This window comes from Streptomyces sp. NPDC093510 (assembly GCF_040683555.1).
GTDB lineage: Bacteria > Actinomycetota > Actinomycetes > Streptomycetales > Streptomycetaceae > Streptomyces.
In genome coordinates this window covers 198,347-221,526 of record NZ_JBFBEE010000017.1, presented here as the reverse complement: position 1 = coordinate 221,526, position 23,180 = coordinate 198,347, and the positions used below count along the sequence as shown (strand labels likewise).

General features: G+C 72.2%; 24 protein-coding genes. 6 read left to right on the top strand and 18 right to left on the bottom strand.

Annotated elements, in window-relative coordinates; genetic code table 11:
- Positions 1-186 precede the first annotated feature (186 nt).
- The 3 genes from groL to AB0N81_RS27420 form a co-directional block, all read right to left on the bottom strand.
- A complete protein-coding gene (gene groL / locus AB0N81_RS27430; protein ID WP_365362769.1) occupies positions 187-1,815 on the bottom strand; it encodes a chaperonin GroEL in 1,629 nt (542 codons plus the stop codon).
- A 113-nt stretch (positions 1,816-1,928) separates the two neighbouring features.
- Entirely contained in the window at positions 1,929-2,237 is a 309-nt protein-coding gene (gene groES, locus AB0N81_RS27425) for a co-chaperone GroES (protein ID WP_006347174.1), read from the bottom strand.
- Between the two features lie 553 nt (positions 2,238-2,790).
- Positions 2,791-3,717, bottom strand: coding sequence for a polysaccharide deacetylase family protein (locus AB0N81_RS27420; protein WP_365362767.1), 927 nt, complete (start codon positions 3,715-3,717; stop codon positions 2,791-2,793).
- A gap of 82 nt (positions 3,718-3,799) precedes the next feature.
- Here AB0N81_RS27420 and AB0N81_RS27415 point away from each other — a divergent pair, with 82 nt between their 5' ends.
- Positions 3,800-5,044, top strand: a complete 1,245-nt coding sequence (locus AB0N81_RS27415; RefSeq protein ID WP_365362765.1) for a methyltransferase domain-containing protein — start codon at positions 3,800-3,802, stop codon at positions 5,042-5,044.
- A gap of 12 nt (positions 5,045-5,056) precedes the next feature.
- On the opposite strand, the gene AB0N81_RS27410 is transcribed toward AB0N81_RS27415, so the two are convergent.
- The 3 genes from AB0N81_RS27410 to AB0N81_RS27400 all read right to left on the bottom strand — a co-directional run bounded on the left by AB0N81_RS27410 (position 5,057) and on the right by AB0N81_RS27400 (position 8,375).
- A complete protein-coding gene (locus AB0N81_RS27410) occupies positions 5,057-6,337 on the bottom strand; it encodes a DUF6596 domain-containing protein (protein WP_365362763.1) in 1,281 nt (426 codons plus the stop codon).
- Positions 6,338-6,458: 121 nt separating this feature from the next.
- On the bottom strand, positions 6,459-6,812 hold the full coding sequence (locus tag AB0N81_RS27405) for a YciI family protein (protein WP_365362761.1): 354 nt from the start codon (positions 6,810-6,812) through the stop codon (positions 6,459-6,461).
- Positions 6,813-6,854: 42 nt separating this feature from the next.
- Positions 6,855-8,375: an MFS transporter gene (locus AB0N81_RS27400; RefSeq protein WP_365362759.1), complete on the bottom strand. Its 1,521-nt coding sequence runs from the start codon at positions 8,373-8,375 to the stop codon at positions 6,855-6,857.
- 152 nt (positions 8,376-8,527) lie between these two features.
- Between AB0N81_RS27400 and AB0N81_RS27395 the strand changes: the two genes are divergently transcribed.
- Together AB0N81_RS27395 and AB0N81_RS27390 are read left to right on the top strand one after the other, a co-directional pair.
- A complete protein-coding gene (locus AB0N81_RS27395; RefSeq protein WP_365362757.1) occupies positions 8,528-9,214 on the top strand; it encodes a helix-turn-helix domain-containing protein in 687 nt (228 codons plus the stop codon).
- A 28-nt stretch (positions 9,215-9,242) separates the two neighbouring features.
- The gene (locus tag AB0N81_RS27390) at positions 9,243-9,863 is read left to right on the top strand and encodes a class I SAM-dependent methyltransferase (protein ID WP_365362755.1); all 621 of its coding nucleotides are present in this window, start codon (positions 9,243-9,245) and stop codon (positions 9,861-9,863) included.
- On the opposite strand, the gene AB0N81_RS27385 is transcribed toward AB0N81_RS27390, so the two are convergent.
- The 4 genes from AB0N81_RS27385 to tsaB are packed head-to-tail and all read right to left on the bottom strand — an operon-like array spanning position 9,864 to position 12,418.
- A complete protein-coding gene (locus tag AB0N81_RS27385; RefSeq protein WP_365362753.1) occupies positions 9,864-10,127 on the bottom strand; it encodes a hypothetical protein in 264 nt (87 codons plus the stop codon).
- Positions 10,124-11,242: a tRNA (adenosine(37)-N6)-threonylcarbamoyltransferase complex transferase subunit TsaD gene (gene tsaD, locus AB0N81_RS27380; RefSeq protein WP_365362751.1), complete on the bottom strand. Its 1,119-nt coding sequence runs from the start codon at positions 11,240-11,242 to the stop codon at positions 10,124-10,126. Before tsaD ends, AB0N81_RS27385 begins: the two co-directional genes overlap by 4 nt.
- A complete protein-coding gene (gene rimI, locus AB0N81_RS27375) occupies positions 11,235-11,717 on the bottom strand; it encodes a ribosomal protein S18-alanine N-acetyltransferase (protein WP_365362791.1) in 483 nt (160 codons plus the stop codon). Before rimI ends, tsaD begins: the two co-directional genes overlap by 8 nt.
- A 44-nt stretch (positions 11,718-11,761) precedes the next feature.
- Positions 11,762-12,418 carry a tRNA (adenosine(37)-N6)-threonylcarbamoyltransferase complex dimerization subunit type 1 TsaB gene (gene tsaB, locus AB0N81_RS27370; RefSeq protein WP_365362749.1) on the bottom strand — a complete coding sequence of 219 codons (657 nt, stop codon included), beginning with the start codon at positions 12,416-12,418 and terminating at the stop codon, positions 11,762-11,764.
- A 112-nt stretch (positions 12,419-12,530) separates the two neighbouring features.
- On the opposite strand from tsaB, the gene AB0N81_RS27365 reads away from it, so the two are divergent.
- Complete coding sequence (locus AB0N81_RS27365) at positions 12,531-13,079, top strand: hypothetical protein (protein WP_365362747.1); 549 nt, start codon at positions 12,531-12,533, stop codon at positions 13,077-13,079.
- A 48-nt stretch (positions 13,080-13,127) separates the two neighbouring features.
- On the opposite strand, the gene AB0N81_RS27360 is transcribed toward AB0N81_RS27365, so the two are convergent.
- The 6 genes from AB0N81_RS27360 to AB0N81_RS27335 all read right to left on the bottom strand — a co-directional run bounded on the left by AB0N81_RS27360 (position 13,128) and on the right by AB0N81_RS27335 (position 18,937).
- A complete protein-coding gene (locus AB0N81_RS27360; protein ID WP_365362745.1) occupies positions 13,128-13,379 on the bottom strand; it encodes a hypothetical protein in 252 nt (83 codons plus the stop codon).
- Between the two features lie 223 nt (positions 13,380-13,602).
- Entirely contained in the window at positions 13,603-14,115 is a 513-nt protein-coding gene (tsaE, locus tag AB0N81_RS27355; RefSeq protein WP_365362743.1) for a tRNA (adenosine(37)-N6)-threonylcarbamoyltransferase complex ATPase subunit type 1 TsaE, read from the bottom strand.
- 32 nt (positions 14,116-14,147) lie between these two features.
- The gene (locus tag AB0N81_RS27350; protein ID WP_365362741.1) at positions 14,148-15,365 is read right to left on the bottom strand and encodes an alpha/beta hydrolase; all 1,218 of its coding nucleotides are present in this window, start codon (positions 15,363-15,365) and stop codon (positions 14,148-14,150) included.
- A gap of 24 nt (positions 15,366-15,389) precedes the next feature.
- The gene (alr, locus tag AB0N81_RS27345) at positions 15,390-16,541 is read right to left on the bottom strand and encodes an alanine racemase (protein ID WP_365362739.1); all 1,152 of its coding nucleotides are present in this window, start codon (positions 16,539-16,541) and stop codon (positions 15,390-15,392) included.
- Between the two features lie 114 nt (positions 16,542-16,655).
- Entirely contained in the window at positions 16,656-18,149 is a 1,494-nt protein-coding gene (locus tag AB0N81_RS27340) for an NAD(P)H-hydrate dehydratase (protein ID WP_365362737.1), read from the bottom strand.
- Positions 18,150-18,568: 419 nt separating this feature from the next.
- The gene (locus AB0N81_RS27335) at positions 18,569-18,937 is read right to left on the bottom strand and encodes a holo-ACP synthase (protein ID WP_365362735.1); all 369 of its coding nucleotides are present in this window, start codon (positions 18,935-18,937) and stop codon (positions 18,569-18,571) included.
- 117 nt (positions 18,938-19,054) lie between these two features.
- Here AB0N81_RS27335 and coaA point away from each other — a divergent pair, with 117 nt between their 5' ends.
- Both coaA and AB0N81_RS27325 read left to right on the top strand, forming a co-directional pair.
- Positions 19,055-20,035, top strand: a complete 981-nt coding sequence (gene coaA, locus AB0N81_RS27330; RefSeq protein WP_365362789.1) for a type I pantothenate kinase — start codon at positions 19,055-19,057, stop codon at positions 20,033-20,035.
- Positions 20,036-20,114: 79 nt separating this feature from the next.
- Positions 20,115-21,098, top strand: coding sequence for a DUF389 domain-containing protein (locus AB0N81_RS27325; RefSeq protein WP_365362733.1), 984 nt, complete (start codon positions 20,115-20,117; stop codon positions 21,096-21,098).
- On the opposite strand, the gene glmM is transcribed toward AB0N81_RS27325, so the two are convergent.
- Both glmM and rpsI read right to left on the bottom strand, forming a co-directional pair.
- Positions 21,095-22,462 carry a phosphoglucosamine mutase gene (gene glmM / locus AB0N81_RS27320; RefSeq protein WP_365362731.1) on the bottom strand — a complete coding sequence of 456 codons (1,368 nt, stop codon included), beginning with the start codon at positions 22,460-22,462 and terminating at the stop codon, positions 21,095-21,097. The genes AB0N81_RS27325 and glmM overlap by 4 nt on opposite strands.
- Positions 22,463-22,619: 157 nt before the next feature.
- On the bottom strand, positions 22,620-23,141 hold the full coding sequence (gene rpsI / locus AB0N81_RS27315) for a 30S ribosomal protein S9 (RefSeq protein ID WP_362994451.1): 522 nt from the start codon (positions 23,139-23,141) through the stop codon (positions 22,620-22,622).
- Positions 23,142-23,180 lie beyond the last annotated feature (39 nt).

Genomic DNA, 23,180 nt, shown 5'->3' with positions numbered 1-23,180 from the left:
CGCCCCTGACAGGCGCTCGGCTGAGCGCCCCTTCAGGGGCGCGGGGAACTGCGCGACCAGCCGGAGAAAACCCGCACCCGGCAGACAAAGAGCAACCCGGCACACGCGACCCCGGAACGGGCTGAGGCCCGGCTCCCCCGCAAAGGGAGCCGGGCCTCAGTCACCGTTCAAGCCGAGCGCAGCGGGTCAGTGCGAGTGACCGTGGCCGTGGCTGTGACCGGCCTCGGCCTCTTCCTCCGCCGGCTTCTCGACGACCAGGGTCTCGGTCGTGAGGAGCAGGGAGGCGATGGACGCGGCGTTCTCCAGGGCGGAGCGGGTGACCTTGACCGGGTCGATGACGCCGGCCTTGACCAGGTCGCCGTACTCGCCGGTCGCGGCGTTGAAGCCGAAGTTCTTCTCGAGCTCGGCGACCTTCGAGGTGATGACGTAGCCCTCGAGGCCGGCGTTCTCGGCGATCCAGCGCAGCGGCTCGACGGCGGCGCGGCGGACGACGGCGACACCGGTGGCCTCGTCGCCCTCCTTGCCGAGGTTGCCCTCGAGGACCTTGACGGCGTGGACCAGAGCGGAGCCACCACCGGAGACGATGCCCTCCTCGACCGCGGCGCGGGTCGCGGAGATGGCGTCCTCCAGACGGTGCTTCTTCTCCTTCAGCTCCACCTCGGTGGCGGCGCCGACCTTGATGACGCACACGCCGCCGGCCAGCTTCGCGAGGCGCTCCTGGAGCTTCTCGCGGTCCCAGTCGGAGTCCGTGGCGTCGATCTCGGCCTTGATCTGGGCGACGCGGGCGTCGGCGTCGGCCTTGTTGCCGCCGCCGTCGACGATCGTGGTGTCGTCCTTGGTGATGGTGACGCGGCGGGCGGTGCCGAGCACGTCGAGGCCGACCTGGTCGAGCTTGAGGCCGACCTCCTCGGCGATGACGGTGGCACCGGTGAGGGTGGCCATGTCGCCGAGCATCGCCTTGCGGCGGTCGCCGAAGCCGGGGGCCTTCACCGCGACGGCGTTGAAGGTGCCGCGGATCTTGTTCACGACCAGGGTCGACAGGGCCTCGCCCTCGACGTCCTCGGCGATGATCAGGAGCGGCTTCGAGGAGTTGGCCTGGATGACCTTCTCCAGCAGCGGCAGCAGGTCCTGGATCGACGAGATCTTGCCCTGGTGGATCAGGATGTACGGGTCGTCGAGGACGGCCTCCATACGCTCCTGGTCGGACACCATGTACGGCGACAGGTAGCCCTTGTCGAAGGCCATGCCCTCGGTGAAGTCGAGCTCCAGGCCGAAGGTGTTGGACTCCTCGACGGTGATGACACCGTCCTTGCCGACCTTGTCCATCGCCTCGGCGATGAGCTCGCCGACCTGCGGGTCCTGGGCCGACAGACCGGCGACGGCCGCGATGTCGGCCTTGTCGTCGATCGGGCGGGCGGTGGCGAGGAGCTCCTCGGAGACGGCCGCGACGGCGGCGTCGATGCCCTTCTTCAGGGCGGCCGGGGAGGCGCCGGCGGCGACGTTGCGCAGGCCTTCCTTGACCAGGGCCTGGGCGAGCACGGTGGCGGTGGTGGTGCCGTCACCAGCGATGTCGTTGGTCTTGGTCGCCACCTCCTTCACCAGCTGGGCGCCGAGGTTCTCGTACGGGTCGTCGATCTCGACCTCGCGGGCGATCGTGACACCGTCGTTGGTGATGGTGGGGGCGCCGAACTTCTTGTCGATGACGACGTTGCGGCCGCGGGGGCCGATCGTCACCTTGACCGTGTCGGCAAGCTTGTTGACGCCGCGCTCAAGGGCGCGACGGGCGTCCTCGTCGAACTTCAGGATCTTCGCCATGGGAGCGATTCAGCCCTCTCGAAAACTCGGTTGTAACGAACTACGCCCCTCGCCGCCCGGCAATCAGCGGGGTGACCAGGGGCGCAGCTCAGAAAGCAAATCTGCTGGGTGAATTACTTCTCGACGATCGCGAGCACGTCGCGGGCCGAGAGGACGAGGTACTCGTCACCGTTGTACTTCACCTCGGTGCCGCCGTACTTGCTGTACAGCACGACATCGCCGACCTTCACGTCGAGCGGCAGGCGCTCGCCGTTCTCGAAGCGGCCCGGGCCCACGGCGAGGACAGCACCCTCCTGGGGCTTCTCCTTCGCGGTGTCCGGAATGACCAGGCCGGAGGCCGTGGTCTGCTCGGCGTCGAGCGGCTGGACCACAATGCGGTCCTCAAGCGGCTTGATGGCAACCTTGGAGCTGGCGGTCGTCACGATCCGGTCTCCCCCTTCGGAGATCTCACGGGGTTAAGAGTCTGAGGTGTGGCGACCAGGTGGATCCGTCGTCGCGGGTGCCGGACCTGCCCGTCGCTGTTGGCACTCTCCAGTGGGGAGTGCCAGAAGTGAGACTAGGACGGGGATTAGCACTCGGTCAAGCGGAGTGCCAATCGGCTGCGCGCCGGGCGTCAGCGGGGTGGGGTGTGAGGCACCCCTTCGGGGCAACGGGTCGCGGTCGTTCTGGGTTCCCTGTCGGCGACAGGGGGGCGCCTCGGTTCCTGGTGCTCGGCACCGGGGGCTGTGCCCACCCGTCCCTCCCCCAGTGCCTCAAGGGCCTGGGGGGACCCCCAGCGGGACGCCTGCCCACAGCGGAGGAGACCCGGCTCACCCGTGACAGTGGGCTTGCGGGAGGGGAGCTTCTCCGCTGCCTTTCTGCCCAGTCGCTCGATCGGGTCCACCGAATCCGCGCAGCCCGTGAGCAGTGCGGGCGCGAGCGCTCCGCACAGGAGGGCCCCCGCGAGGAGGCGGCGGCGCGCTCGCGCCCGGGGGATCACAGGTAGTCATCCAGCCTGGCCACGGCGTACCCCTTGTCGGTGACCGTCTTCATGACGCGGCGGACCATGTCGGGCATGGTGCCCTTCCAGTCCTCACGCCCCCGGAAATGCGTGAGGATGATGTCGCCGGGATGCAGGTCCTTGTCCCACTCGCGCCACTCCATGTGGTCGGCGAAGGCCTCGGACGCCCACAGCGGCACCGCCTTGATCCCGCAGGACTTGGCGGCGCGCAGGGTGTCCTCGTTGTAGTTGCCGTACGGCGGGCGGAAGAGCTCGGGGCGTTTGCCGTAGCGCTTGTGGATGGTGTCCTGCATGCCGCAGATCTCGCGGCGCTGACGCTCGTACGAGAGTCCGGGCATGTAGCGGTGGTTGAGGGTGTGGTTGTTCAGGGAGACGCCGCGGGCCTGCATCTTCTTGAAGTAGGCGTAGTCCTCCTTGACCAGGTAGTCGCTGAGGAAGGCGGTGTACGGGATGCGCAGGTCGCTCATCATCCTCAGCAGCGCGGGGTCCTTCTCTGCGCCGTCGTCGATGGTCAGGAAGACGACCTTCTTCTTGGTGGGGATCGTCGTGAAGACCGGCGGCAGGCTCGCCTGGCCCTTCACCTCGAAGCCCTTGCGGGTGGTGATCCGCGGCTTGGCCACGGGCGGCGGGGGCGCCGCCAGCGGGGTCCTGGCCAGGCCCCAGCGCTTGGCCGCCGCGACCCGTGCCGCCTGGGCCGCGCCGAGTCTCTGGGCGTAGGAGTCGAGGGCGCGGGCGGGCGGGGCCTTGAGCGGCTGCTGGCCGTGGGCGGGTTCCACGCCGTCGGAGTCGCCTCCGGAGGCGCAGCCCGGAGCGATCGCCGCGACGGTCAGGACGGCCACCAATGCGCGCGTCTGGTTCTTCCGCCTTCCGGCCGATTTCCCCTTTTGTCGTACTAGTTGCATGGCGCCGGATCCTCGCAGCTCAAGGCCGTACCGAGGGCCCGACACCGCCACCGGCGGCGCACCATCCACCGACTGGCCCACAATGGGGCAGGTGAACGACCCGAACACGCCGAGCGCCCACGAGACCGACCTCGGCGACCCCCTCGCCGCCTTCGCCGCCCTGCGCACCGAGGAGGGCCGGGCGCTGCTCGACGAGGTGCGGGACGTGGAGCCCGCGCAGGAGCTCGCCGCCGCCACCCGGCTGCGCCGCACGTACCCCGCGCCCCTGGTCTCCGCCGCCCTCGCCCAGGCCCGGTTGCGCCGACGGGCAGCGGCGAAGTTCGGCGCCGAGGACGCGGCCCGGATGTTCTTCACGCCCAACGGCGTCGAGCAGTCCACGCGCGCCTCCGTCGCCGCCCACCGCGCCACGAGCTTCCGGGCCCTCGGCGTACGGTCGCTCGCCGACCTCTGCTGCGGCATCGGCGGCGACGCCATCGCCCTCGCGCGGGCCGGGATCTCCGTGCTCGCCGTCGACCGTGACCCGCTGACCTGCGCGGTCGCCCGCGCCAACGCCGACGCGCTCGGGCTCGCCGGCCTCATCGAGGTGCGGGAGGCCGATGTCACCGAGGTGGACACGTCCGCGTACGACGCCGTCTTCGTGGACCCGGCGCGCCGGGGCGGGCGCGGCCGGATCTTCGACCCGGAGGCCTACTCCCCGCCCCTGTCCTGGGCGATCGGCGCCGCGCTCGAGGCCCCGCTCGCCGCGCTGAAGATCGCGCCCGGCATCCCGCACGAGGCGATCCCCGCCGAGGCCGGGGCCGAGTGGATCTCGGACGGCGGCGACGTGAAGGAGGCCGTGCTGTGGTTCGGCACCGCCACCCCCGCCTCGCACCGCGCGACGCTCCTGCCCGGCGGCGTCTCCCTGTGGACCTCGCTCGCCGAGATGCTGCCGGACCCCGAGGTGCGTCCCGTCGGGCGCTACTTGTACGAGCCGGACGGCGCCGTCATCCGCGCGCACCTGGTCGCCGAGGTCGCCGCGCGCGTCGAGGGCGGCCTCATCGACGAGACCATCGCGTACGTCACTTCTGACGCCCGGCACGACACTCCGTACGCCACCGCGTACGAGATCACCGACCGGCTCCCCTTCAACGTGAAGAAGCTGAAGGCGCTGCTGCGGGAGCGCGGGGTCGGCATCCTCACCGTGAAGAAGCGCGGCTCCGCCGTCGAGCCGGAGGAGCTGCGGCGCAAGGTGAAACCGCAGGGCAAGAACGCGGCGACCGTCTTCCTGACGCGGGTCGCGGGCGCCCCGACCATGCTGATCGGCCACCCGGTCACCACAGGCACATAGCGTCCTGGCGTCCTAGCAGCCGGCCGCCCGTTCCAGCAGCAGTTCGCGCTCCCGCATGTTCCGTGCCAGGGCGGCGGCCCGCTCGAACTCCGCGCGGGCCTCCGCCTTCCGGCCGAGCCGTGCCAGGAGGTCGCCGCGCACGCTGGGCAGCAAGTGGTAGTCGCGCAGGGCGGCTTCGGAGGCGAGCGCGTCGACCAGGACCAGGCCGGCCTCCGAACCCTGCGCCATCGCGACCGCGACCGCGCGGTTCAGCTCGACGACCGGGGACGGGGCGCGGGCGGCGAGCAGGCCGTAGAGGACGGCGATCTGCTGCCAGTCGGTGTCCTCGTAGGTGTGCGCGTGCGCGTGGCAGGCGGCGATCGCGGCCTGCAAGGCGTACGGGCCGAGCCCTCCGGCGGGTGAGGCCGCCATGCTCTGCGCCCGCGCCAGGGCGGCGAACCCACGCCGGATCAGCATCCGGTTCCAGCGGGTCCGGTTCTGGTCCTTGAGCAGCACCGCCTCACCGGACGGGCCCGTGCGCGCCGCCGTGCGCGAGGCCTGCAGCTCGAGGAGCGCGGCGAGGCCGTGCGCCTCGGACTCCCCGGGCATCAGGGCGGCGAGCACCCGGGCCAGGCGCAGCGCGTCCTCGCACAGGGCGGGGCGCAGCAGATCGTCCCCCGCCGTGGCGGCGTACCCCTCGTTGAAGATCAGGTAGATGACTTCGAGGACCGAGCCGAGGCGGGCCTCGCGGTCCGGGCCGTAGGGGACCTCGAAGGCGATGCCCCCGGCGGCGAGGGCCCGCTTGGCGCGCACGATCCGCTGCGCCACGGCCGACTCGGAGGCCAGCACCGCGCGGGCGATCTCCCCGGTGGTCAGGCCGCCGAGCAGGCGCAGCGTGAGCGCTACGCGGGACTCGGCGGAGAGCACCGGGTGGCAGGCCGTGAAGACGAGGCGCAGCAGGTCGTCGTCGATGGCCTCGGGGTCGGCGAGGCCGGCGGTCTCGTCGACGTGGGGCGCCGTGGTCTCCAGGTCGCGGCCGACCTCAGCGAGCTTCTGGGCGTAGCGCTCGCGGCGGCGCACCAGGTCGATGGCGCGGTGCCGGGCGGTGGCCATGAGCCAGGCGCCCGGGTTGTCGGGGACGCCCTCCACGGGCCACCGTTCGAGGGCCGCCACCAGGGCGTCCTGCGCCAGCTCCTCGGCGATGCCGACGTCCCGTACGATCCGCGTGACGCCGGCGATGATGCGCGGCGACTCCATGCGGAAGACGGTCTCGATGACCTGGCGGGGCTGCTCCGGCGGATGGCTCACGGCCATCCATCAGAGCATCCCCGCACGGGACCCGCAAAGGCGCGCGCCGGTCTTCGGCGGCTCTCGAAGCCTGTGGCGCTAGGAGCCTGTGGCACTAGGAGCCTGTGGCACTCGGAGCCTGTGGCGCTCAGCCCTCGATCTCCCGGACCTCCGCGGTGATCGTCCAGTAGTCGTCGTGGGTCTTGAGGAACCGTGTGGTCCACTCGACCGCCTCGGCCATGTCCTTGGCCTGGCAGATCGAGTAGCCGCCGATGACCTCCTTGGTCTCGGTGAAGGGGCCGTCGGTGGTGGACAGTTCGCCCTTGTCCCACGTCACGCGGGTGCCTTCGGAGGTCGGCTTCAGGCCCGCGGTGTCGAGCATCACCCCGGCCTTGGTGATCTCTTCGAGCAGTGCGCCCATGCGCTCCTGCAGCTCGGGGCTCGGGCCGCCCTCGGGGACGTTGTTCTCGTCGATGCGGATCAGCGTCAGGTAGCGCGGCATGGTGGTCTCCCATCGGGTGGCGGCGGGGCTTCTCCTCGCCTCTCACCCTTGCGACGAACGGGAGACGCCCGTTTCGACATCGTCGCCGAGATTCTTCGAAGTTTCTTCGCGTGTGTCTGCGCCGGAGGGGGTTTCCGCAGGTCGCAGCGGTGCCGGGGCGGGCGTACGGCGTCCGTGCAGCACCGCCGTCGCGAGGGCGGCCGCCGCCAGGAGGGCCGCCGACACCGCGAAGGCCGCCGCGTGCCCCTCGGCGAGCGCGTCCCGGCCCCGCTCCGGCCCCGTGGCGTTCGCGGCGACCGTCACGAGGACCGCGAGGCCCAGCGAGCCGCCGAGCTGGCGCGAGCTGTTGAGCAGGCCGGAGGCCATGCCGGTCTCCTCGGGGGTGACGCCGCTGGTCGCCGCCGTGCCCAGCGGCACGAAGCACATGCCGATGCCGACGCTCGCGACGAGCGAGGGCCCGAGGATGGAGCTCAGGAACGTGCCGCCCGCCTCGACCGTCAGCGCGAACCACCCGAACCCGGCGGCCCCGAGCAGCCCGCCCGCCACGAGCAGCGTCCGCTCGCCGAGCCGCCCGACGGCCTTGGTCGCGACCGTCGACCCGGCCACGACACCCGCGCAGAACGGCAGGAACGCGGCGCCGGCCGCCGTCGGCCCGTACCCCATCACCTGTTGCAGGTAGAGCGAGGTGAAGTAGAAGGCGGCGAACTGCCCCGACGACATCAGCAGCGCGAAGACGTTGGCGGAGAGCACGGGCCGGTGTGCCGTGCCGAGCAGGCCGAGCCGCAGCAGGGGCTCCCGCTTGCGGGCCTCGACGGCGACGAAGGCGCCGAGCAGCGCGGCCGCCGCGCCGAGGGTGCCCAGGGTGGTGCCCGATCCCCACGCGTACGTCTCCGTGCGCACGAGGCCGAGCACGAGCAGCGTCATGCCCGCCGTGACGAGCAGGGCGCCCGTGATGTCGAGGCGGGGCGCGGGCCCGGTGCGGCGGTCGGCGGGCACGCCGTGGCGTGCGGCGAGGAGCGCGGCGAGCACCACGGGGACGTTGACGAGCATCACGGAGCGCCAGCCGACCCAGTCGGTGAGCAGGCCGCCCGCCATGATCCCGACGGCGCCGCCGAGCGCGCCGGAGATGCCCCACAGGCCGAGCGCCCGGGACCGCGCCGGGCCCGCCGGGTAGTTGACGGTGATCAGGGCGAGTGCGACGGGCGCGAGGGCCGCCGCGCCCGCGCCCTGCACCGCGCGCGCCGCGATGAGCTGCCCCGGTGTGAGGGCGAGTCCGCCCGCGAGGCTCGCGGCGCCGAAGAGCACGAAGCCCCGGACGAGGGTGCGCCGCCGACCGACCAGGTCGGCGAGGCGCCCGCCGAGCATGAGCAGGCCGCCGAAGGCGAGTGCGTAGGCGTTGACGACCCAGAGCAGCGAGTCGGGGGCGAAGCCGAGGTCGTCGCCCATGTCGGGCAGGGCGATGTTGACGACGGACATGTCGAGGGAGACGAGGAACTGCACGGTGAGCAGCACCGGCAGCAGCCAACGCCCTTGGGGAGCATTCGAGTTCACCTTGTGCACCATGCGACGGACATTACTATACGCGTATAGAAACTCCGCAAGCCCTTTCGCGCGGACAGGCACGCACCCCGCGGACAGGCCGCCCGCACCACGCGGACAGGCACGCACAACCGCGGACAGGCACGCACCCCGCGGACAGGCACGACAATGGGCGGGTGGCAGCAGAGAAAGAACCGGAGCCGGCCAAGCGCCGCGTGGGACGCCCCCGCCGCATCGACCCGGAGACGATCGTCGAGACCGCCCGCCGCATCCTGGAGAAGGAGGGCGTCGCGGCCCTGAGCATGCGCCGGGTCGCCAAGGAGGTCGGCACGACGCCGATGGCGCTCTACCACCACGTGCGCGACAAGGACGACCTCCTGATGCTCACGCTCTCCGGCACGGCCGCCACGGTCCCCCGCCCCGAGCTGCCCGCCGACCCGCGCGACCGCCTCCTCGCCGTCTCCCTGCACATGCACGGCGCGCTGGCGCGGATGCCCTGGGTGGTCGAGGTGATCGGCCTCGGCGACCTCACCGACAAGGGCGCGCTGTGGATGGTCGAGGAGATCGTCGGCGCGGGCATCGACTGCGGGCTCACCCCCGCGGACGCCGTCCGCGCGTACCGGACCGTCTGGCACTGCGTCTACGGAGACCTCGTCTTCCGCCACGCCATGGAGCGCCGCGCCGAGGACCCCGGCCGCAAGCGCTACTTCCCCGACATGCTCACCGACGCGGACGCCGACGAACTTCCCCACCTCACGGCACTGGCGGGCCGCTGGTCGGAGCTGACCGACGACTACGACGTGGCACGCCAACTGGGCGCTGTGATCGACGGATTGCTGGGCCGGGCGGAACGCCGACGATGATCCGGAGGGGTGTGCGAGGCTCGGCCGCATGCCCTTCGACCACAACGACCACTACCACCGTCTGCTCCTGCGGAACCTGCCGCCGGAGGGCTCACCGAACGGCCGGCCGGGCGGCCGCACCGCCCTGGACATCGGCTGCGGCACGGGCCGTTTCGCCCGCCGCCTCGCGGCCCGCGGCTACGAGGTCGACGCGCTGGACCCGTCGGCGGAGGTCATCGCCGAGGCGGAGGCGGCGGGCGGCGGTCCCCGCTTCCGCCGGGCGGACGTGACGAAGGAGGTCCTCCCCGCGGCCCACTACGACGTCATCACCTGCCTGGCGAGTCTGCACCACATGCCGTTCGACACGCTCACGCGCCTGCGCGACGCCCTCGCCCCGGGCGGCACCCTGCTCGTCCTCGGCTGCTACGCCGGGACGACCTGGTGGGACCTCGCGGCCTCCCCCGCCAACGCGGTGGCCCGGATGACGGTGTACGCGTCCGAGCGCCTGCGCGGCACGCACGAGCCCCCGCTCAAGGCCCCTGTACGGCAGCCGGACATGAGGCTCCCCGAGATCCGCACCGAGGCGGCCCGCCTCCTGCCCGGCAGCAGCGTGCGCCAACTCCTCTTCTGGCGCTGTCTGCTGACGTACACAAAGCCCACCGGGAACTGACTAGGACCCGTCCGTGGCGACCGACTCGAACCGCCACCGGTGCACCGCCCGCGTCACCAGGCCCCCGTCGGGCTCCGGAAGTTCGGGCAGCTCGGCGTCGTACGCGGCGTTCCACCAGGTGATGACGAGCACCCGGTCCTGCGGCGCCCGGAACGTCTCGCGGCGGACCGGGGTGCCGTCGAGCTCCTGGGCCCTCGCCCACGCGAGCAGCTCCGCGCCCCGCCCCTCGGCGGCCCGGGCCTCCCACATCAGCGCGACCGTCACGAGTACAGGTTCTCCTTGCTGACCTCATGCACGTGATCGTGAGAGTGGTCGTGGGAGTGCGTGTGTCCCGGCACATGCGGTTCCGTCACCGGAAGCGACGAGTCCGCCGACAGGTCCCAGGCCGACGCCGCCCGGTTGCGGGCCACCATCTCCGCGCCGAGGGCCGCGACCATCGCGCCGTTGTCCGTACACAGCTTGGGGCGCGGCACGCGCAGCCGGATCCCGGCCTTCTCGCACCGCTCCTGCGCCAGCGCCCGCAGCCGCGAGTTGGCCGCCACGCCGCCGCCGATCATGAGGTGGTCGACGCCCTCGTCCTTGCAGGCCCGCACGGCCTTGCGGGTGAGCACGTCGACGACCGCCTCCTGGAAGGACGCCGACACGTCACGCACCGGCACTTCCTCGCCCGCGGCCCGCTTCGCCTCGATCCAGCGGGCGACGGACGTCTTGAGCCCGGAGAAGGAGAAGTCGTACGGGGCGTCGCGCGGCCCGGTGAGCCCGCGCGGGAACGCGATGGCCTCCGGGTCGCCCTCGCGCGCGTACCGGTCGATGACGGGGCCGCCCGGGAAGCCCAGGTTCAGCACTCGCGCGATCTTGTCGAACGCCTCGCCCGCCGCGTCGTCGATCGTCGAGCCGAGAGGCCGGACGTCCGAGGTGATGTCGGTGGACAGGAGCAGCGAGGAGTGACCGCCCGACACCAGGAGCGCCATGGTCGGCTCGGGCAGCGGCCCGTGCTCCAGCTGGTCGACGCAGATGTGCGAGGCGAGGTGGTTGACGCCGTAGAGCGGCTTGCCGAGGGCGTACGCGTACGCCTTGGCGGCGGAGACGCCGACGAGCAGCGCGCCCGCGAGGCCGGGGCCCGCGGTGACCGCGATGCCGTCGAGGTCCTTCGCGCTCACGCCCGCTTCCTTCAGGGCGCGCTCGATGGTGGGCACCATCGCTTCGAGGTGCGCCCGGGAGGCGACCTCGGGCACGACGCCGCCGAAGCGGGCGTGCTCGTCGACGCTGGAGGCGACGGCGTCCGCGAGCAGGGTGGTGCCGCGGACGATGCCGACGCCGGTCTCGTCGCAGGAGGTCTCGATGCCGAGGACGAGGGGTTCGTCGCGCGAGTCAGCCATGAATCTCGGTTCCTTGTACGCCTGATACGGGGGTGGAGGGATCGGTGCGGCGCATGACCAGGGCGTCCACGTTGCCGGGCTGGTAGTAGCCGCGCCGGAAGCCGATGGGCTCGAAGCCGAAGCGCTCGTACAGCTTCTGCGCCCGGGTGTTGTCGACCCGCACCTCGAGCATGACCTCGGCGCACTCGAAGGCGGTCGCGGCCTGGAGCAGGTCGGTGAGGAGCCGGGCGCCGAGCCCGGTGCCCCAGTGGTCGCGGGCGACGGCGATGGTCTGGACGTCGGCGAGATCTCCGGAGGCGGCGAGACCCGCGTAGCCGACGAGGCGGTCGCCGTCCATGGCGACCACGTAGCGCCGGGTGGCAAGGGGCCCGCGCGAGTGGGCGAGCTCGGACCAGAACATGCCGCGTGACCAGGCGTCGTCCGGGAAGAGCTCCTTCTCCAGGACGAACACCGGGTCGATGTCCCACCAGCGCATCTCGCGCAGCACGGCGCCGCCGGTCGCCTGGGTCGCCTCGGTGGTCACTTGGGGGTGACCACCTTGTAGTTCTTGGGGACCTGCGCGTCGGGCCTGCGCAGGTACAGCGGCCGGGGCTCCATGAGCTCCTCGCCCGCCGCCAGCTTCTCGGCGGCCAGCGAGGCGAGGGCGCCCGCCGACACGTGCTCGGGGGCGCGGGCGTCGGGGAAGGTGTCGGGGTAGAGGAGCGCGCCGGCGCCGACGGCGGGCACTCCCTCGACCTCGGCGGCGATGTCCGCGGGCCGGTCGACGGCCGGATCACTCGCACGAGTGCGTACGTCGTCGTAGCGGGCCCAGTAGACCTCCTTGCGGCGGGCATCGGTGGCCACTACGAAGGGGCCGCTTTCGATCCCGGATGCGTAGGCGAGGCCGTCCAGCGTGCACACCCCGTGCACGGGGACGCCGAGCGCGAGGCCGAAGGTGTCGGCGGTCATCAGGCCGACGCGGAGGCCGGTGTAGGGGCCGGGGCCCACGCCGACGACGATGCCGGTCAGGGCGTCGAGTCGCAGGCCTGCGTCGGCGAGCACGCGGTCGACGGCCGGCAGGAGCAGTTCTCCGTGGCGCCGGGCGTCGACCTGGCTCGACTCCGCGATGACGGAGGAGCCGTCGTGGAGGGCGACGGTGACGGCGGGCGTTGCGGTATCCAGAGCGAGCAAGAGCACGCGAACAGCCTACGGCTCCGGCGCCCGGCGCACGGCCGACCCGGGATGTGGGGTGCCTGCTGCTACCGTCACTCCGTAGCCGTACGCAGTACGAAGAGGTGGGTGGCGCAAGGTGTCAAGGAGCAGCTCGGGATTCGTGGCCGGGCTCACCGCCGCTGCGCTCGCCGCGGTCGGCTTCCTCGCCTACCAGGCCTCGGCCAGCGCCCCTGACAGCCTGGCCAAGCCCGACAAGTCCCCCTCCGCGTCGGCCTCGCACTCCCCCAAGGACAAGAAGAACCCCACGGCGCTGCCCGCGCGGTCCGGAGTCGGCGAGCGGGTGGTCTACTCCCTGGAGGACGACCGCGTCTGGCTCGTCGAGGCGTCCGGCAAGGTGAAGCTCACGTTCCAGGTGACTCCGGGCACGGTAGACCCCGCCCCCGGCACGTACGCCGTCACCTCCCGGACGGGCCGCCTCACCGGTACGGACGGGGTGCCGATCGAGCACGTGGTGGTCTTCACGCTCCACGACGGGGTCGCGATCGGCTTCAGCGCGGCCGTCGACGGCTCGACGCCGAAGCCGGACCCGTCGAAGAAGACCGGCGGCATCCGCGAGTCGCGCGCGCACGGCGACGCGATGTGGGAGTTCGCCCTGCGCGACAAGAAGATCGTCGTCGTTCCCTGAGCAGTCGTTCCCTGATCAGTCGTTCCTGATCAGTCGTTCCCTCCCTGATCAGTCGTTCCCTGAGCAGCGGGACGGACGCCGCTCCGTGGGCGCACTCCCCCTGGGGGCGGGGTCGCGCGGAGGCGTCGAGACGGCGCTCGCGGCGGCGCACGACGCGAGCAGATCGCTCATCGACAGGTTGGCGAGGGTCGAGGGCCGCGCGGGGTCCGAGGCGTGCGAGAGGCCCGCGGGGTCCACGGCGGCCGACGGTCCGGGCAGCCGCCTCCGCCGCGGCTGTGCGTCATGTTCTGAAGCCGACATGGATGCCTCCTGGGGCTCCGGGGCAGACGTAGTTAGGTAGACCTAACCAGCACCGGTATCCATGTGACCACGGGTGGCGCACGCAACGCAACATTTTACCGACGCCTTGTCGGAACGTTCGGTCGAACGTACGAGGACAGCCCCGGGCAACGGCCCGAGGCTGCGGGGTTCGATGGCGCCGGCCGGGAGGCTCGGCGGTGTTGTCGTGGGGTCCGATGGAACCTCAGGCGCCCAGTGCCGCCAGGTCCGCGTCCGCCCACCGCTCGCCGAGGGCAGTGAACGTCACCTCGCGCACCTCGTCCGTCGTGTCGCCCACCGCACGGTCGATGACGACGTGCAGCCGGTCCTCCGACAGCTCCTCGACCTTGCCGTCGCCCCACTCCACGACGATCACCGATTCGGGCAGGGAGACGTCGAGGTCCAGGTCCTCCATCTCGTCGAGCCCGCCGCCCAGGCGGTACGCGTCGACGTGGACCAGCGCGGGCCCTTCGCCGAGCGGGGGGTGCACGCGGGCGATGACGAAGGTCGGGGAGGTGACGGCGCCGCGCACTCCGAGGCCCTCACCGAGGCCGCGGGTCAGCGTGGTCTTCCCGGCGCCGAGCTCGCCGGTGAGCATGACAAGGTCGCCCGGACGCAGCAGTTTGGCCAGGCGGCGGCCCAACTCGCCCATCTGCTCGGGAGAGTTGACGGTGATCTTGAGCGTGGCGGCGGGGGCCTGGTGGTGCGGTGCTTCCATACCGCCCACGGTAGCGGCTGGAACCCCCGCGCTCAGCCGCCGCCGGTGCGTCCCGCCCGGCCCGCCTCCGGGACCGCACCCGCCCGCACCAGCAGATCCGCGAGGCGGTCCATGACCACCTCGGGGTGCTCCAGCATGACCAGGTGTCCGGCGTCGGGGACCAGGACCAGCTCGGCGTCCGGCAGCCGCTGGGCGATCGCCTCGCTGTGCTCGCTCGGCGTGACCAGGTCCTTCTCCCCGGCCAGCACGAGCACCGGCAGCTCGGCGAAGTGCTTGAGCGCGTCCGCCTTGTCGTGCTCGGCGAACGCCGGGTAGAACTCCGCGACCACGTCGATCGGCGTCGACTCGATCATCCGCTCCGCGAACCGCGCGATGGCCGGATCGACGTCCCTGCGCGAGAACGAGTAGCGCTTGATGACACCCGCGAAGAGGTCCGCGGTGGCCCGCCGCCCCCGCTCCACCAGCTCGGCCTGCGAACCCATCGCCCGCAGCAGGCCGGGCAGCACCCGCCGCACCGCGTTCATCCCGGCCACCGGGAGCCCGAAGTTCACCTGACCGAGCTGCCCCGACGACGTGCCCACCAGGGCGACGCCCACCACGCGCTCGCGGATGAGCTCCGGGAACTGGTCGGCGAGGGCCATGGTCGTCATGCCGCCCATGGAGTGCCCGACGAGGACGAGCGGCCCCTCGGGCGCGGCGGCGTCGATGACGGCCTTCAGATCACGCCCCAGCTGGTCGATGGAGACCGGCACGCCGTGCTCCAGCTGGTCGACCCCGCGCCCCGAACGGGCATGGCTGCGCTGGTCCCAGTAGACGGCACGGACGACGCCGCGCAGGTCCGCCCGCTGGAAGTGCCAGGAGTCCTGGTTCAGGCAGTAGCCGTGGCTGAAGACGACGGTGACGGGCGCGGGGGCCCGGCGGCCGAAGAGCCGACGCCTCCGCGGGTCCTCGCCGCCGTCGTCCTCGACCTCTTCGACCTCGTACGAAAGCTCCGTGCCGTCGTCCGCGTACGCCGTGCCGGGCATGCCGCGCAGCGACCCGTACGGCCCCGCGGCGTCGAGTGCGAGGCGTGCCTTCTTGCGCATGCCGCGGCCGACGGTCAGCCGCTCTATGGCGACACCGGCGGCCGCGCCCGCGGCGATGACGCCTATCGCGGCGCCCGCCACCCCGGCCCGACGCCAGTTCCCCGCCGCGGCGGCGGCCTCCGTCACCGCTTCCGCCGCGGCGGCCCCCGCGCTGCTCTCGCTCACGTACCGCTCCTCGTCCGTTCCCGGTCAGTCGTCAGGCCGCTCGTTCACGTAGACGCGCGGGACGCGCGATCCGATGCGGGTGACGATCTCGTACGCGATGGTGCCCGCGGCCTGCGCCCAGTCCTCGGCGGTCGGCTCACCGCGGTCGCCGGGGCCGAACAGGACCGCCTCCGCGCCCACTTCGGGTTCGTCCCCGCCGAGGTCCACCACGAACTGGTCCATCGCGATCCGCCCGGCGACCGTCCGCAGCTTGCCGCCGACGAGCACCGGGCCCGTGCCGGAGGCGTGGCGCGGGACGCCGTCGCCGTACCCGGCGGGAACCAGCCCGAGCGTCGTCTCACCGGGGGTGACGTAGTGATGGCCGTAGCTCACGCCGTGGCCTGCCGGGGCGTGCTTCACATGGGCGAGCGAGGCGGTGAGCGTCATGACGGGCCGCAGCCCGAAGTCCTCGGGGGTGCCCACCTCGGGGCTCGGCGAGATGCCGTACATGGCGACGCCGACCCGTACGAGATCGAAGTGCGTCTCAGGAAGCGTGAGCGTCCCCGGCGAGTTGGCGATGTGCCGCACCTCGGGCCGTACGCCCCTGCCCTCGGCCTGCGCCACCATCTCGCGGAAGACCGTCAGCTGGGCGGCGATCGACGGGTGCCCCGGCTCGTCGGCGCACGCGAAGTGGGACCACAGCCCGGTGACCTTGACCAGCCCCTCGGCCTCGGCGCGCAGGGCCCGGTCGACGAGCTCGGGCCAGTCGGCCGGCATGCAGCCGTTCCGCCCGAGGCCGGTGTCGGCCTTGAGCTGGATACGCGCGGTCCGCCCCGCCGCACGGGCGGCGGCCGTCACCTCGTCCAGCGCCCACAGGGCGCTCACCGACATGTCCAGATCGGCCTCGACGCCCTCGCGCCAGGGCCCGCCCGGCGTCCACAGCCAGCACATGATCCGCCCCGGTACGCCCGCGGCACGCAGCGCCAGGGCCTCCTCGGGCGTCGCGGTGCCTATCCAGGTGGCGCCCGCCTGACGGGCGGCCTCGGCACAGGGCACCATTCCGTGGCCGTACGCGTCGGCCTTCACCACGGCCATGAACGCGGCGTCCGGCGCATGGGCGCGCAGCGCGCGCACGTTGGCGCGGAGGGCGGCGAGGTCGATATCGGCGCGGACGCGGAAAGGAGCTGTCTCGTTCATCGCGGACAAGTGTCTCAGAGCCCGCGCACGGCCCCGCTCCCACCGGATCGACCAACGCCCCGCCCCGCCGAGATCACCCCCGCAACGCACCGATCACCGATCACCCGTCACCCATCACCCACCGAGACGAGCCCCTCCCGACGTCCCGACGTCACGACGTCCCGACGTCACGCCCCCCGACTTCCCGACTTCCCGCCATGCGGTGGGAATCGCCTCGGCCACGTCCTGGGCGCCCACCGGCGCGCCGTCCGCCGCGTACCGCCCGGCGAGACCGTGCAGGTACGCGCCGACGGCCCCCGCGTCCCGCGCGTCGAGGCCGGCCGCCAGCAGGGACCCGGCAAGCCCGGACAGCACGTCGCCGCTGCCCGCGGTGGCGAGCCAGGCCGTCCCGGTCGGATTGACCCGCACGGCCCCCGTCTCCGAGGCGACCAAGGTCGTGGACCCCTTCAACAGCGCTGTCGCCCCATACCGCCGCGCCAGCTCCCGTACGGCGGAGAGCCGTCCCGCCTCGACCTCCTCGCGGGCCACGCCGAGCAGGGCGGCGGCCTCCCCGGCGTGCGGGGTGAGCAGCGTGGGAGCACCGCGTTCCCGCACCGCGCGCTCCCCGGCGAGCCGCAGCCCGTCGGCGTCGATCAGCACGGGCACATCGGCGGCGAGGACCTCACCCAGCCGCTCCCCGTCGTCCCCGAGCCCAGGCCCCACGACCCATGCCTGCACGCGCCCGGCCTTCGACGGCGGCCCGGCGGACACGAGCACCTCGGGGAACCGCGCGATGACGGCGTCGGCAGCGGGCCCCACGTACCGCACGGCGCCCGCGCCGGCGCGCAGCGCTCCCGCCACGGCGAGCACGGCGGCCCCGGGATACCGCGCGGACCCGGCGACGATCCCCACGACCCCCCGCCGGTACTTGTCGCTCTCGCCGCCGGGGGTGGGCAGCAGCCGCGCCACATCCGCGAACTGCAGGGCTTCCACTGCGACTTCGTCGGGCGCGAGTTCCAGCCCGATCTCGACGAGCCGCACGACACCGGCGTACTCGCGCCCCGGATCGACCAGCAGCCCCGGCTTGTACGCCCCGAAGGTCACGGTCACATCGGCGCGCACCGCCTCCCCGCGCACCTCACCGGTGTCGGCGTCCACCCCACTGGGCACGTCGACGGCAACAACCAGCCCGCCCCGCGCGGCCGCGACGAGCTCGGCGGCCCGCTCCCGCAGCCCGCCCCGCCCCCCGATGCCCACGATCCCGTCGACCACGAGCCGCGCCCCACGAACCAGCCCTTCGGCCCGAGGGTCATCGGCACCCACCACCGAGCCACCGGCGCCCCGCAGAGCGGCGAGCCCACCGGCATGGGCCCGCTCCGGATCGAGGAGCACCGCGCTCACCCCGGCGCCCCGACGGGCGAGCCGGGCCCCGGCGTACAGGGCATCGCCCCCGTTGTCCCCGCTGCCCACCAGCAGCACGACTCTCGCCCCGTACACCTTGCCGAGCACCTGCGCGCACTCAGCGGCGAGGCCCGCCGCCGCCCGCTTCATCAGCACACCTTCGGGCCCCCGAGCCATGACGACCCGCTCCGCGGCCCGAACACTCTCCACGCCATACGCACTCCGCATCCCCCCAGTCTCCCCCGTCCTCTTCCCCTCGCACGCCCAACACCCCCCGTGCGCCCCGCGGGAGTAGGGGCGGGTGGGTGGGGTGCCCCCGCGACGCCCCGGCAGGGTAGGGGCAACGAGCCCGCCGCTTCGCGGCGGATGTATCCCACCCACCCACCCGTTTGCCCCGCAACGTCCTGCGGGAGTAGGAGCAGGCGACCCCTGCGACGCAGCTGCCAGGTAGGAGCAGGGGCAGCCCCCACCGGGCCGCAGTCGCGCAACCGGCCCGAGGGGACGTGGGGGTATGTGCGCACGGAGCACCGAGCACACTCTGGCGCCTTTGGACTTGAGGCGCGACGCAGGGATAGCGAGTACGTACATACCCCCACGGCCCCGCCCCACAGACGGGCGGAAGGCGAGACCCGCCCAAGGCGCCCCCGCTACCCCTCAGCCACAACCACCGCCGAAGCAACCCCCGCATCGTGACTCAGCGACACATGCCAAGCCCGAACCCCCAACACAGAGGCCCGCTCAGCCACAGTCCCCCGCACCCTCACCCGCGGCTGCCCACTCGACTCCACATACACCTCGGCATCCGTCCACCGAAGCCCCGCCGGCGCCCCCAGCGCCTTCGCCAACGCCTCCTTCGCCGCGAACCGCGCCGCCAGCGAAGCGACCCCACGCCGCTCGCCACCCGGCAGCAGCAACTCACTCTCCACGAACAGCCGCTCCGCCATCCCGGGCGTCCGCTCCAGCGCCGCCCCGAACCGCTCGATCTCCGCAACGTCGATGCCAACCCCGATAATCACCGCCTCAGCCTGACACAACCCCCCAGCACGAGGCCCGGGTGACGTACCCCACCCCCGACCCGACCCCCCATCCCGTTCAACCAGCCGTAACAATGGACCGTGATCTCTTCGGTCTCTGTGCCCCCGACGGCACCGCGGAGCGCCCACCGGCCCAGGCCGGAGGCGACTCCCTACCTCGACCTCACCCGCTCCGAGTGGAGCGCGCTTCGCGAGAAGACGCCGCTCCCCCTGACCGCGGAGGAGGTGGAACGGCTCCGCGGCCTCGGCGACGTCATCGACCTGGACGAGGTCCGCGACATCTACCTGCCGCTCTCCCGCCTCCTCAACCTCTACGTGGGCGCGACGGACGGCCTGCGCGGCGCCCTCAACACTTTCCTGGGCGAGAAGGGGTCCCAGTCCGGCACCCCCTTCGTCATAGGGGTCGCCGGCTCCGTCGCGGTCGGCAAGTCGACCGTCGCCCGCCTCCTCCAGGCCCTGCTGTCCCGCTGGCCGGAGCACCCCCGTGTGGAGCGGGTCACGACGGACGGTTTCCTCCTGCCCACCAAGGAGCTGGAAGCCCGCGGTCTGATGTCGCGCAAGGGTTTCCCGGAGTCGTACGACCGCCGCGCCCTCACCCGTTTCGTGGCGGACATCAAGGCGGGCAAGGACGAGGTGACGGCTCCCGTCTACTCCCACCTGATCTACGACATCGTCCCGGACCAGCGCCTCACGGTCCGCCGCCCCGACGTCCTCATCGTCGAGGGCATCAACGTCCTCCAGCCGGCCCTCCCCGGCAAGGACGGCCGCACCCGCGTGGGCCTGGCGGACTATTTCGACTTCAGCGTGTACGTCGACGCGCGCGCCGACGACATCGAGCGCTGGTACCTGAACCGCTTCAAGAAGCTGCGCCAGACGGCGTTCCAGGACCCGTCCTCGTACTTCCGCAAGTACACGCAGGTGTCGGAGGAGGAGGCTCTCGACTACGCCCGCACGACCTGGCGCACGATCAACAAGCTCAACCTGGTCGAGAACGTGGCCCCGACCCGCAGCCGCGCCACCCTCGTCGTCCGCAAGGGCCCGGACCACAAGGTCCAGCGCCTGAGCCTGCGCAAGCTCTAGAAGTCACCGCACCCCGAACCCGGCTCCTCCACCCCCGCCCCCGGCCCCTCCACCCCCTCCGCCCCGCTAACCTGCGCACATGCTCCACCTACGCTTGATCACCCCGCCCGACAGAACCGACGACGTGGTCCACCTGATCGAGCGAACGGTCGGCACCACCCACCTCGCGGTGCTCCCGGGCGCGGCCCGCAACCCGGCGGGCGACGTCGTCATGTGCGACGTGGCCCGCGAGGCGGGCGACGAGCTGATCGGCGGTCTGCGCGAGCTGGGCATCGACGAGTCGGGTTCGATCGCGGTGGAGACCATCGACCTGTCGCTCTCGCACCGCGCGGACCGGGCGGCGGACGCCGCTCCTGGCGAGGGCGCGGACGCGGTCCTCTGGGAGCAGTTGGCCGACGCGACCCACGAGGAGTCCACGCTCTCGGCCACGTACGTCGCGTTCATCACGCTCGCCACGATGCTCGCGGCCTGCGGCGTGGTCCTGGACAACGCGATCCTGATCGTGGGCGCGATGGCGGTGGGCCCGGAGTTCGGTCCGCTGGCCGGTGTCTGCACGGCCGTGGCCCATCGCACGCCCCGCCTGGCCCTGCGCTCCCTGGTCGCCCTGCTCGTGGGCTTCGCGGCGGCGATGGTGGTGACGGTCGGATTCAGCTACTTCATGGACGCGATGAACCTGTTCACCCACGACGCTCTGAAGTCGGACCGCCCGAACACGAACTTCATCTACCGCCCCGACTGGTTCTCGTTCGTGGTGGCGGTCCTCGCGGGCGCCGCGGGCATGCTCTCGCTCACCTCGGCGAAGTCGGGCGCCCTGGTCGGCGTGGCGATCTCCGTGACGACGGTCCCCGCGGCGGCGAACGCGGCGGTCGCCTTCAGCTACAGCGAGTACAACCAGGCCTGGGGCTCCACCGAGCAGCTCCTCCTGAACCTGCTCGGCATCGTCCTCGCCGGCACGCTCACGCTGCTGATCCAGAAACTCCTCTGGTCCACACAGCGCGAGCGCACCGCACGGCGCGAACGCACCACACGGCGCGAGCGCACCAACAACTCACCCCACGCCTAGCCCAGCGCGGACTTCACCACGTCGGCGAGCCGGCCGGCCACGGACCGCGCCTGCTCGATGTCGGCGGCCTCGACCATGACCCGCACCAGCGGCTCCGTGCCGGAGGGGCGCAGCAGCACCCGCCCCGTGGAGCCCAGCTCGCGCTCGGCCTCGGTGACGGCGGCGGACAGCTCCGCGGAGGTCTTCACGCGCGACTTGTCGACGTCGGGCACGTTGATCAGGACCTGCGGAAGCCGCTCCATGACGCTCGCCAGGTCCGCGAGGGTCCGTCCCGTCTCGGCGACCCGCGCGGCGAGCAGCAGGCCGGTCAGCGTGCCGTCTCCGGTCGTGGCGTGGTCCAGGACGATGACGTGCCCGGACTGTTCGCCGCCGAGGGCGAAGCCGTGCTCCTTCATCGACTCCAGGACGTACCGGTCGCCGACGGCGGTCTGCACCAGGGAGAGCCCCTGGCCTTCCATGGCGAGCTTGAAGCCGAGGTTGGACATGACCGTGGCGACAACGGTGTCGTGGCGCAGCGTGCCGTGCTCCCGCATGGCGAGGGCGAGGACGGCGAGGATCTGGTCCCCGTCGATCTCGGCGCCCGTGTGGTCCACGGCGAGGCAGCGGTCGGCGTCCCCGTCGTGCGCGACGCCGAAGTCGGCCTTGTGCTCGACGACGGCGGCCTTGAGCAGGTCGAGGTGGGTGGAGCCGCACCCGTCGTTGATGTTGAGCCCGTCGGGCTGGGCGCCGATCGTGATGACCTCGGCGCCGGCGCGGGCGAATGCCTCGGGCGAGACGCGGGCGGCGGCGCCGTGCGCCTCGTCCAGGACGATCTTCAGCCCGTCGAGGCGGTTCGGCAGGACGCCGATGAGGTGCGCGACGTACTGGTCGAGCCCCTGGTCGTACGACTTCACACGGCCGACGGCCGCGCCGGTGGGCCGCTGCCAGGGGGTGCCGGTGCGGCTCACGAACTGCTCGTCGTACTGGGCCTCGATGCGGTCCTCCAGCTCGTCGGCGAGCTTGTGGCCGCCGCGGGCGAAGAACTTGATGCCGTTGTCGGGCATGGCGTTGTGGCTGGCGGAGAGCATCACACCGAGGTCGGCGCCCAGCGCACCGGTGAGATGCGCCACCGCGGGGGTGGGCAGCACACCGACGCGCAGGACGTCCACGCCCGCGCTCGCGAGACCCGCGACCACCGCGGCCTCCAGGAACTCCCCGGACGCGCGCGGGTCACGCCCGACCACCGCCACCGGGCGATGGCCTTCAAAGGTGCCCGCCTCGGCCAGTACGTGCGCCGCTGCCACGGAGAGTCCGAGCGCGAGCTCGGCCGTCAGATCCGCGTTGGCGACACCACGCACGCCGTCCGTGCCGAAGAGTCGTCCCACTGCTGTCCTCCGAACGTTCCAGAAAAACCATGAACCCCTGGGAAGAGAGTCCCAGAAACCAAGACAGTTCCGGGCCCCCAGGGGTTCCTGATAGACGAACGCCCCGGCAGCACGGTGAGTGCCGCCGGGGCGAACGAGAAGTACGAGCAGGCAGCGATTAGCGCTTGCTGTACTGCGGAGCCTTGCGGGCCTTCTTGAGACCGGCCTTCTTGCGCTCGACCGCACGGTCGTCACGCTTCAGGTAACCGGCCTTCTTGAGGGCGCCACGGTTGTTGTCGACGTCGGCCTCGTTCAGCGCACGGGCGACACCGAGACGGAGCGCACCGGCCTGACCGGAGACGCCGCCGCCCGAGATGCGGGCGATGACGTCGTAGCGGCCGTCGAGCTCGAGCACCTTGAAGGGCTCGTTGACTTCCTGCTGGTGGACCTTGTTCGGGAAGTAGTCCTCGAGCGTGCGCCCGTTGACCTTCCACTTGCCGGTGCCCGGGACGATCCGGACGCGGGCGATGGCGTTCTTGCGACGGCCCAGGCCGGCGGCCGGCTGGGGGTCGCCGAAGCGCGCCGCGTTCGACTCCGAGGTGTACTCGCCCTCGACGGGCGCCTCGGACTCGGTGGTGTACTGCTCTACGTCGACACCCTCGGTCTCTTCGACCGGCTGCTCAACGGTGGTCTCGGCCACGATTCTCCTCAGATTTCTTTACGTCTTTGGGGGTGGCCG

What these genes read in the sequence shown, in the direction of transcription:
- alr (WP_365362739.1), bottom strand. Translation starts at nt 16,541, where the DNA reads ATGAACGAGACAGCTCCTTTCCGCGTCCGCGCCGATATCGACCTCGCC.
- groL (WP_365362769.1), bottom strand. Translation starts at nt 1,815, where the DNA reads ATGGCGAAGATCCTGAAGTTCGACGAGGACGCCCGTCGCGCCCTTGAG.
- tsaE (WP_365362743.1), bottom strand. Translation starts at nt 14,115, where the DNA reads ATGGAAGCACCGCACCACCAGGCCCCCGCCGCCACGCTCAAGATCACC.
- AB0N81_RS27420 (WP_365362767.1), bottom strand. Translation starts at nt 3,717, where the DNA reads ATGCAACTAGTACGACAAAAGGGGAAATCGGCCGGAAGGCGGAAGAAC.
- AB0N81_RS27405 (WP_365362761.1), bottom strand. Translation starts at nt 6,812, where the DNA reads ATGCCGCGCTACCTGACGCTGATCCGCATCGACGAGAACAACGTCCCC.
- AB0N81_RS27340 (WP_365362737.1), bottom strand. Translation starts at nt 18,149, where the DNA reads ATGCGGAGTGCGTATGGCGTGGAGAGTGTTCGGGCCGCGGAGCGGGTC.
- AB0N81_RS27390 (WP_365362755.1), top strand. Translation starts at nt 9,243, where the DNA reads ATGCCCTTCGACCACAACGACCACTACCACCGTCTGCTCCTGCGGAAC.
- rimI (WP_365362791.1), bottom strand. Translation starts at nt 11,717, where the DNA reads ATGCGCTGGTGGGACATCGACCCGGTGTTCGTCCTGGAGAAGGAGCTC.
- AB0N81_RS27415 (WP_365362765.1), top strand. Translation starts at nt 3,800, where the DNA reads ATGGGGCAGGTGAACGACCCGAACACGCCGAGCGCCCACGAGACCGAC.
- AB0N81_RS27325 (WP_365362733.1), top strand. Translation starts at nt 20,115, where the DNA reads ATGCTCCACCTACGCTTGATCACCCCGCCCGACAGAACCGACGACGTG.
- AB0N81_RS27410 (WP_365362763.1), bottom strand. Translation starts at nt 6,337, where the DNA reads ATGGCCGTGAGCCATCCGCCGGAGCAGCCCCGCCAGGTCATCGAGACC.
- AB0N81_RS27400 (WP_365362759.1), bottom strand. Translation starts at nt 8,375, where the DNA reads ATGGTGCACAAGGTGAACTCGAATGCTCCCCAAGGGCGTTGGCTGCTG.
- tsaD (WP_365362751.1), bottom strand. Translation starts at nt 11,242, where the DNA reads ATGGCTGACTCGCGCGACGAACCCCTCGTCCTCGGCATCGAGACCTCC.
- AB0N81_RS27360 (WP_365362745.1), bottom strand. Translation starts at nt 13,379, where the DNA reads ATGTCGGCTTCAGAACATGACGCACAGCCGCGGCGGAGGCGGCTGCCC.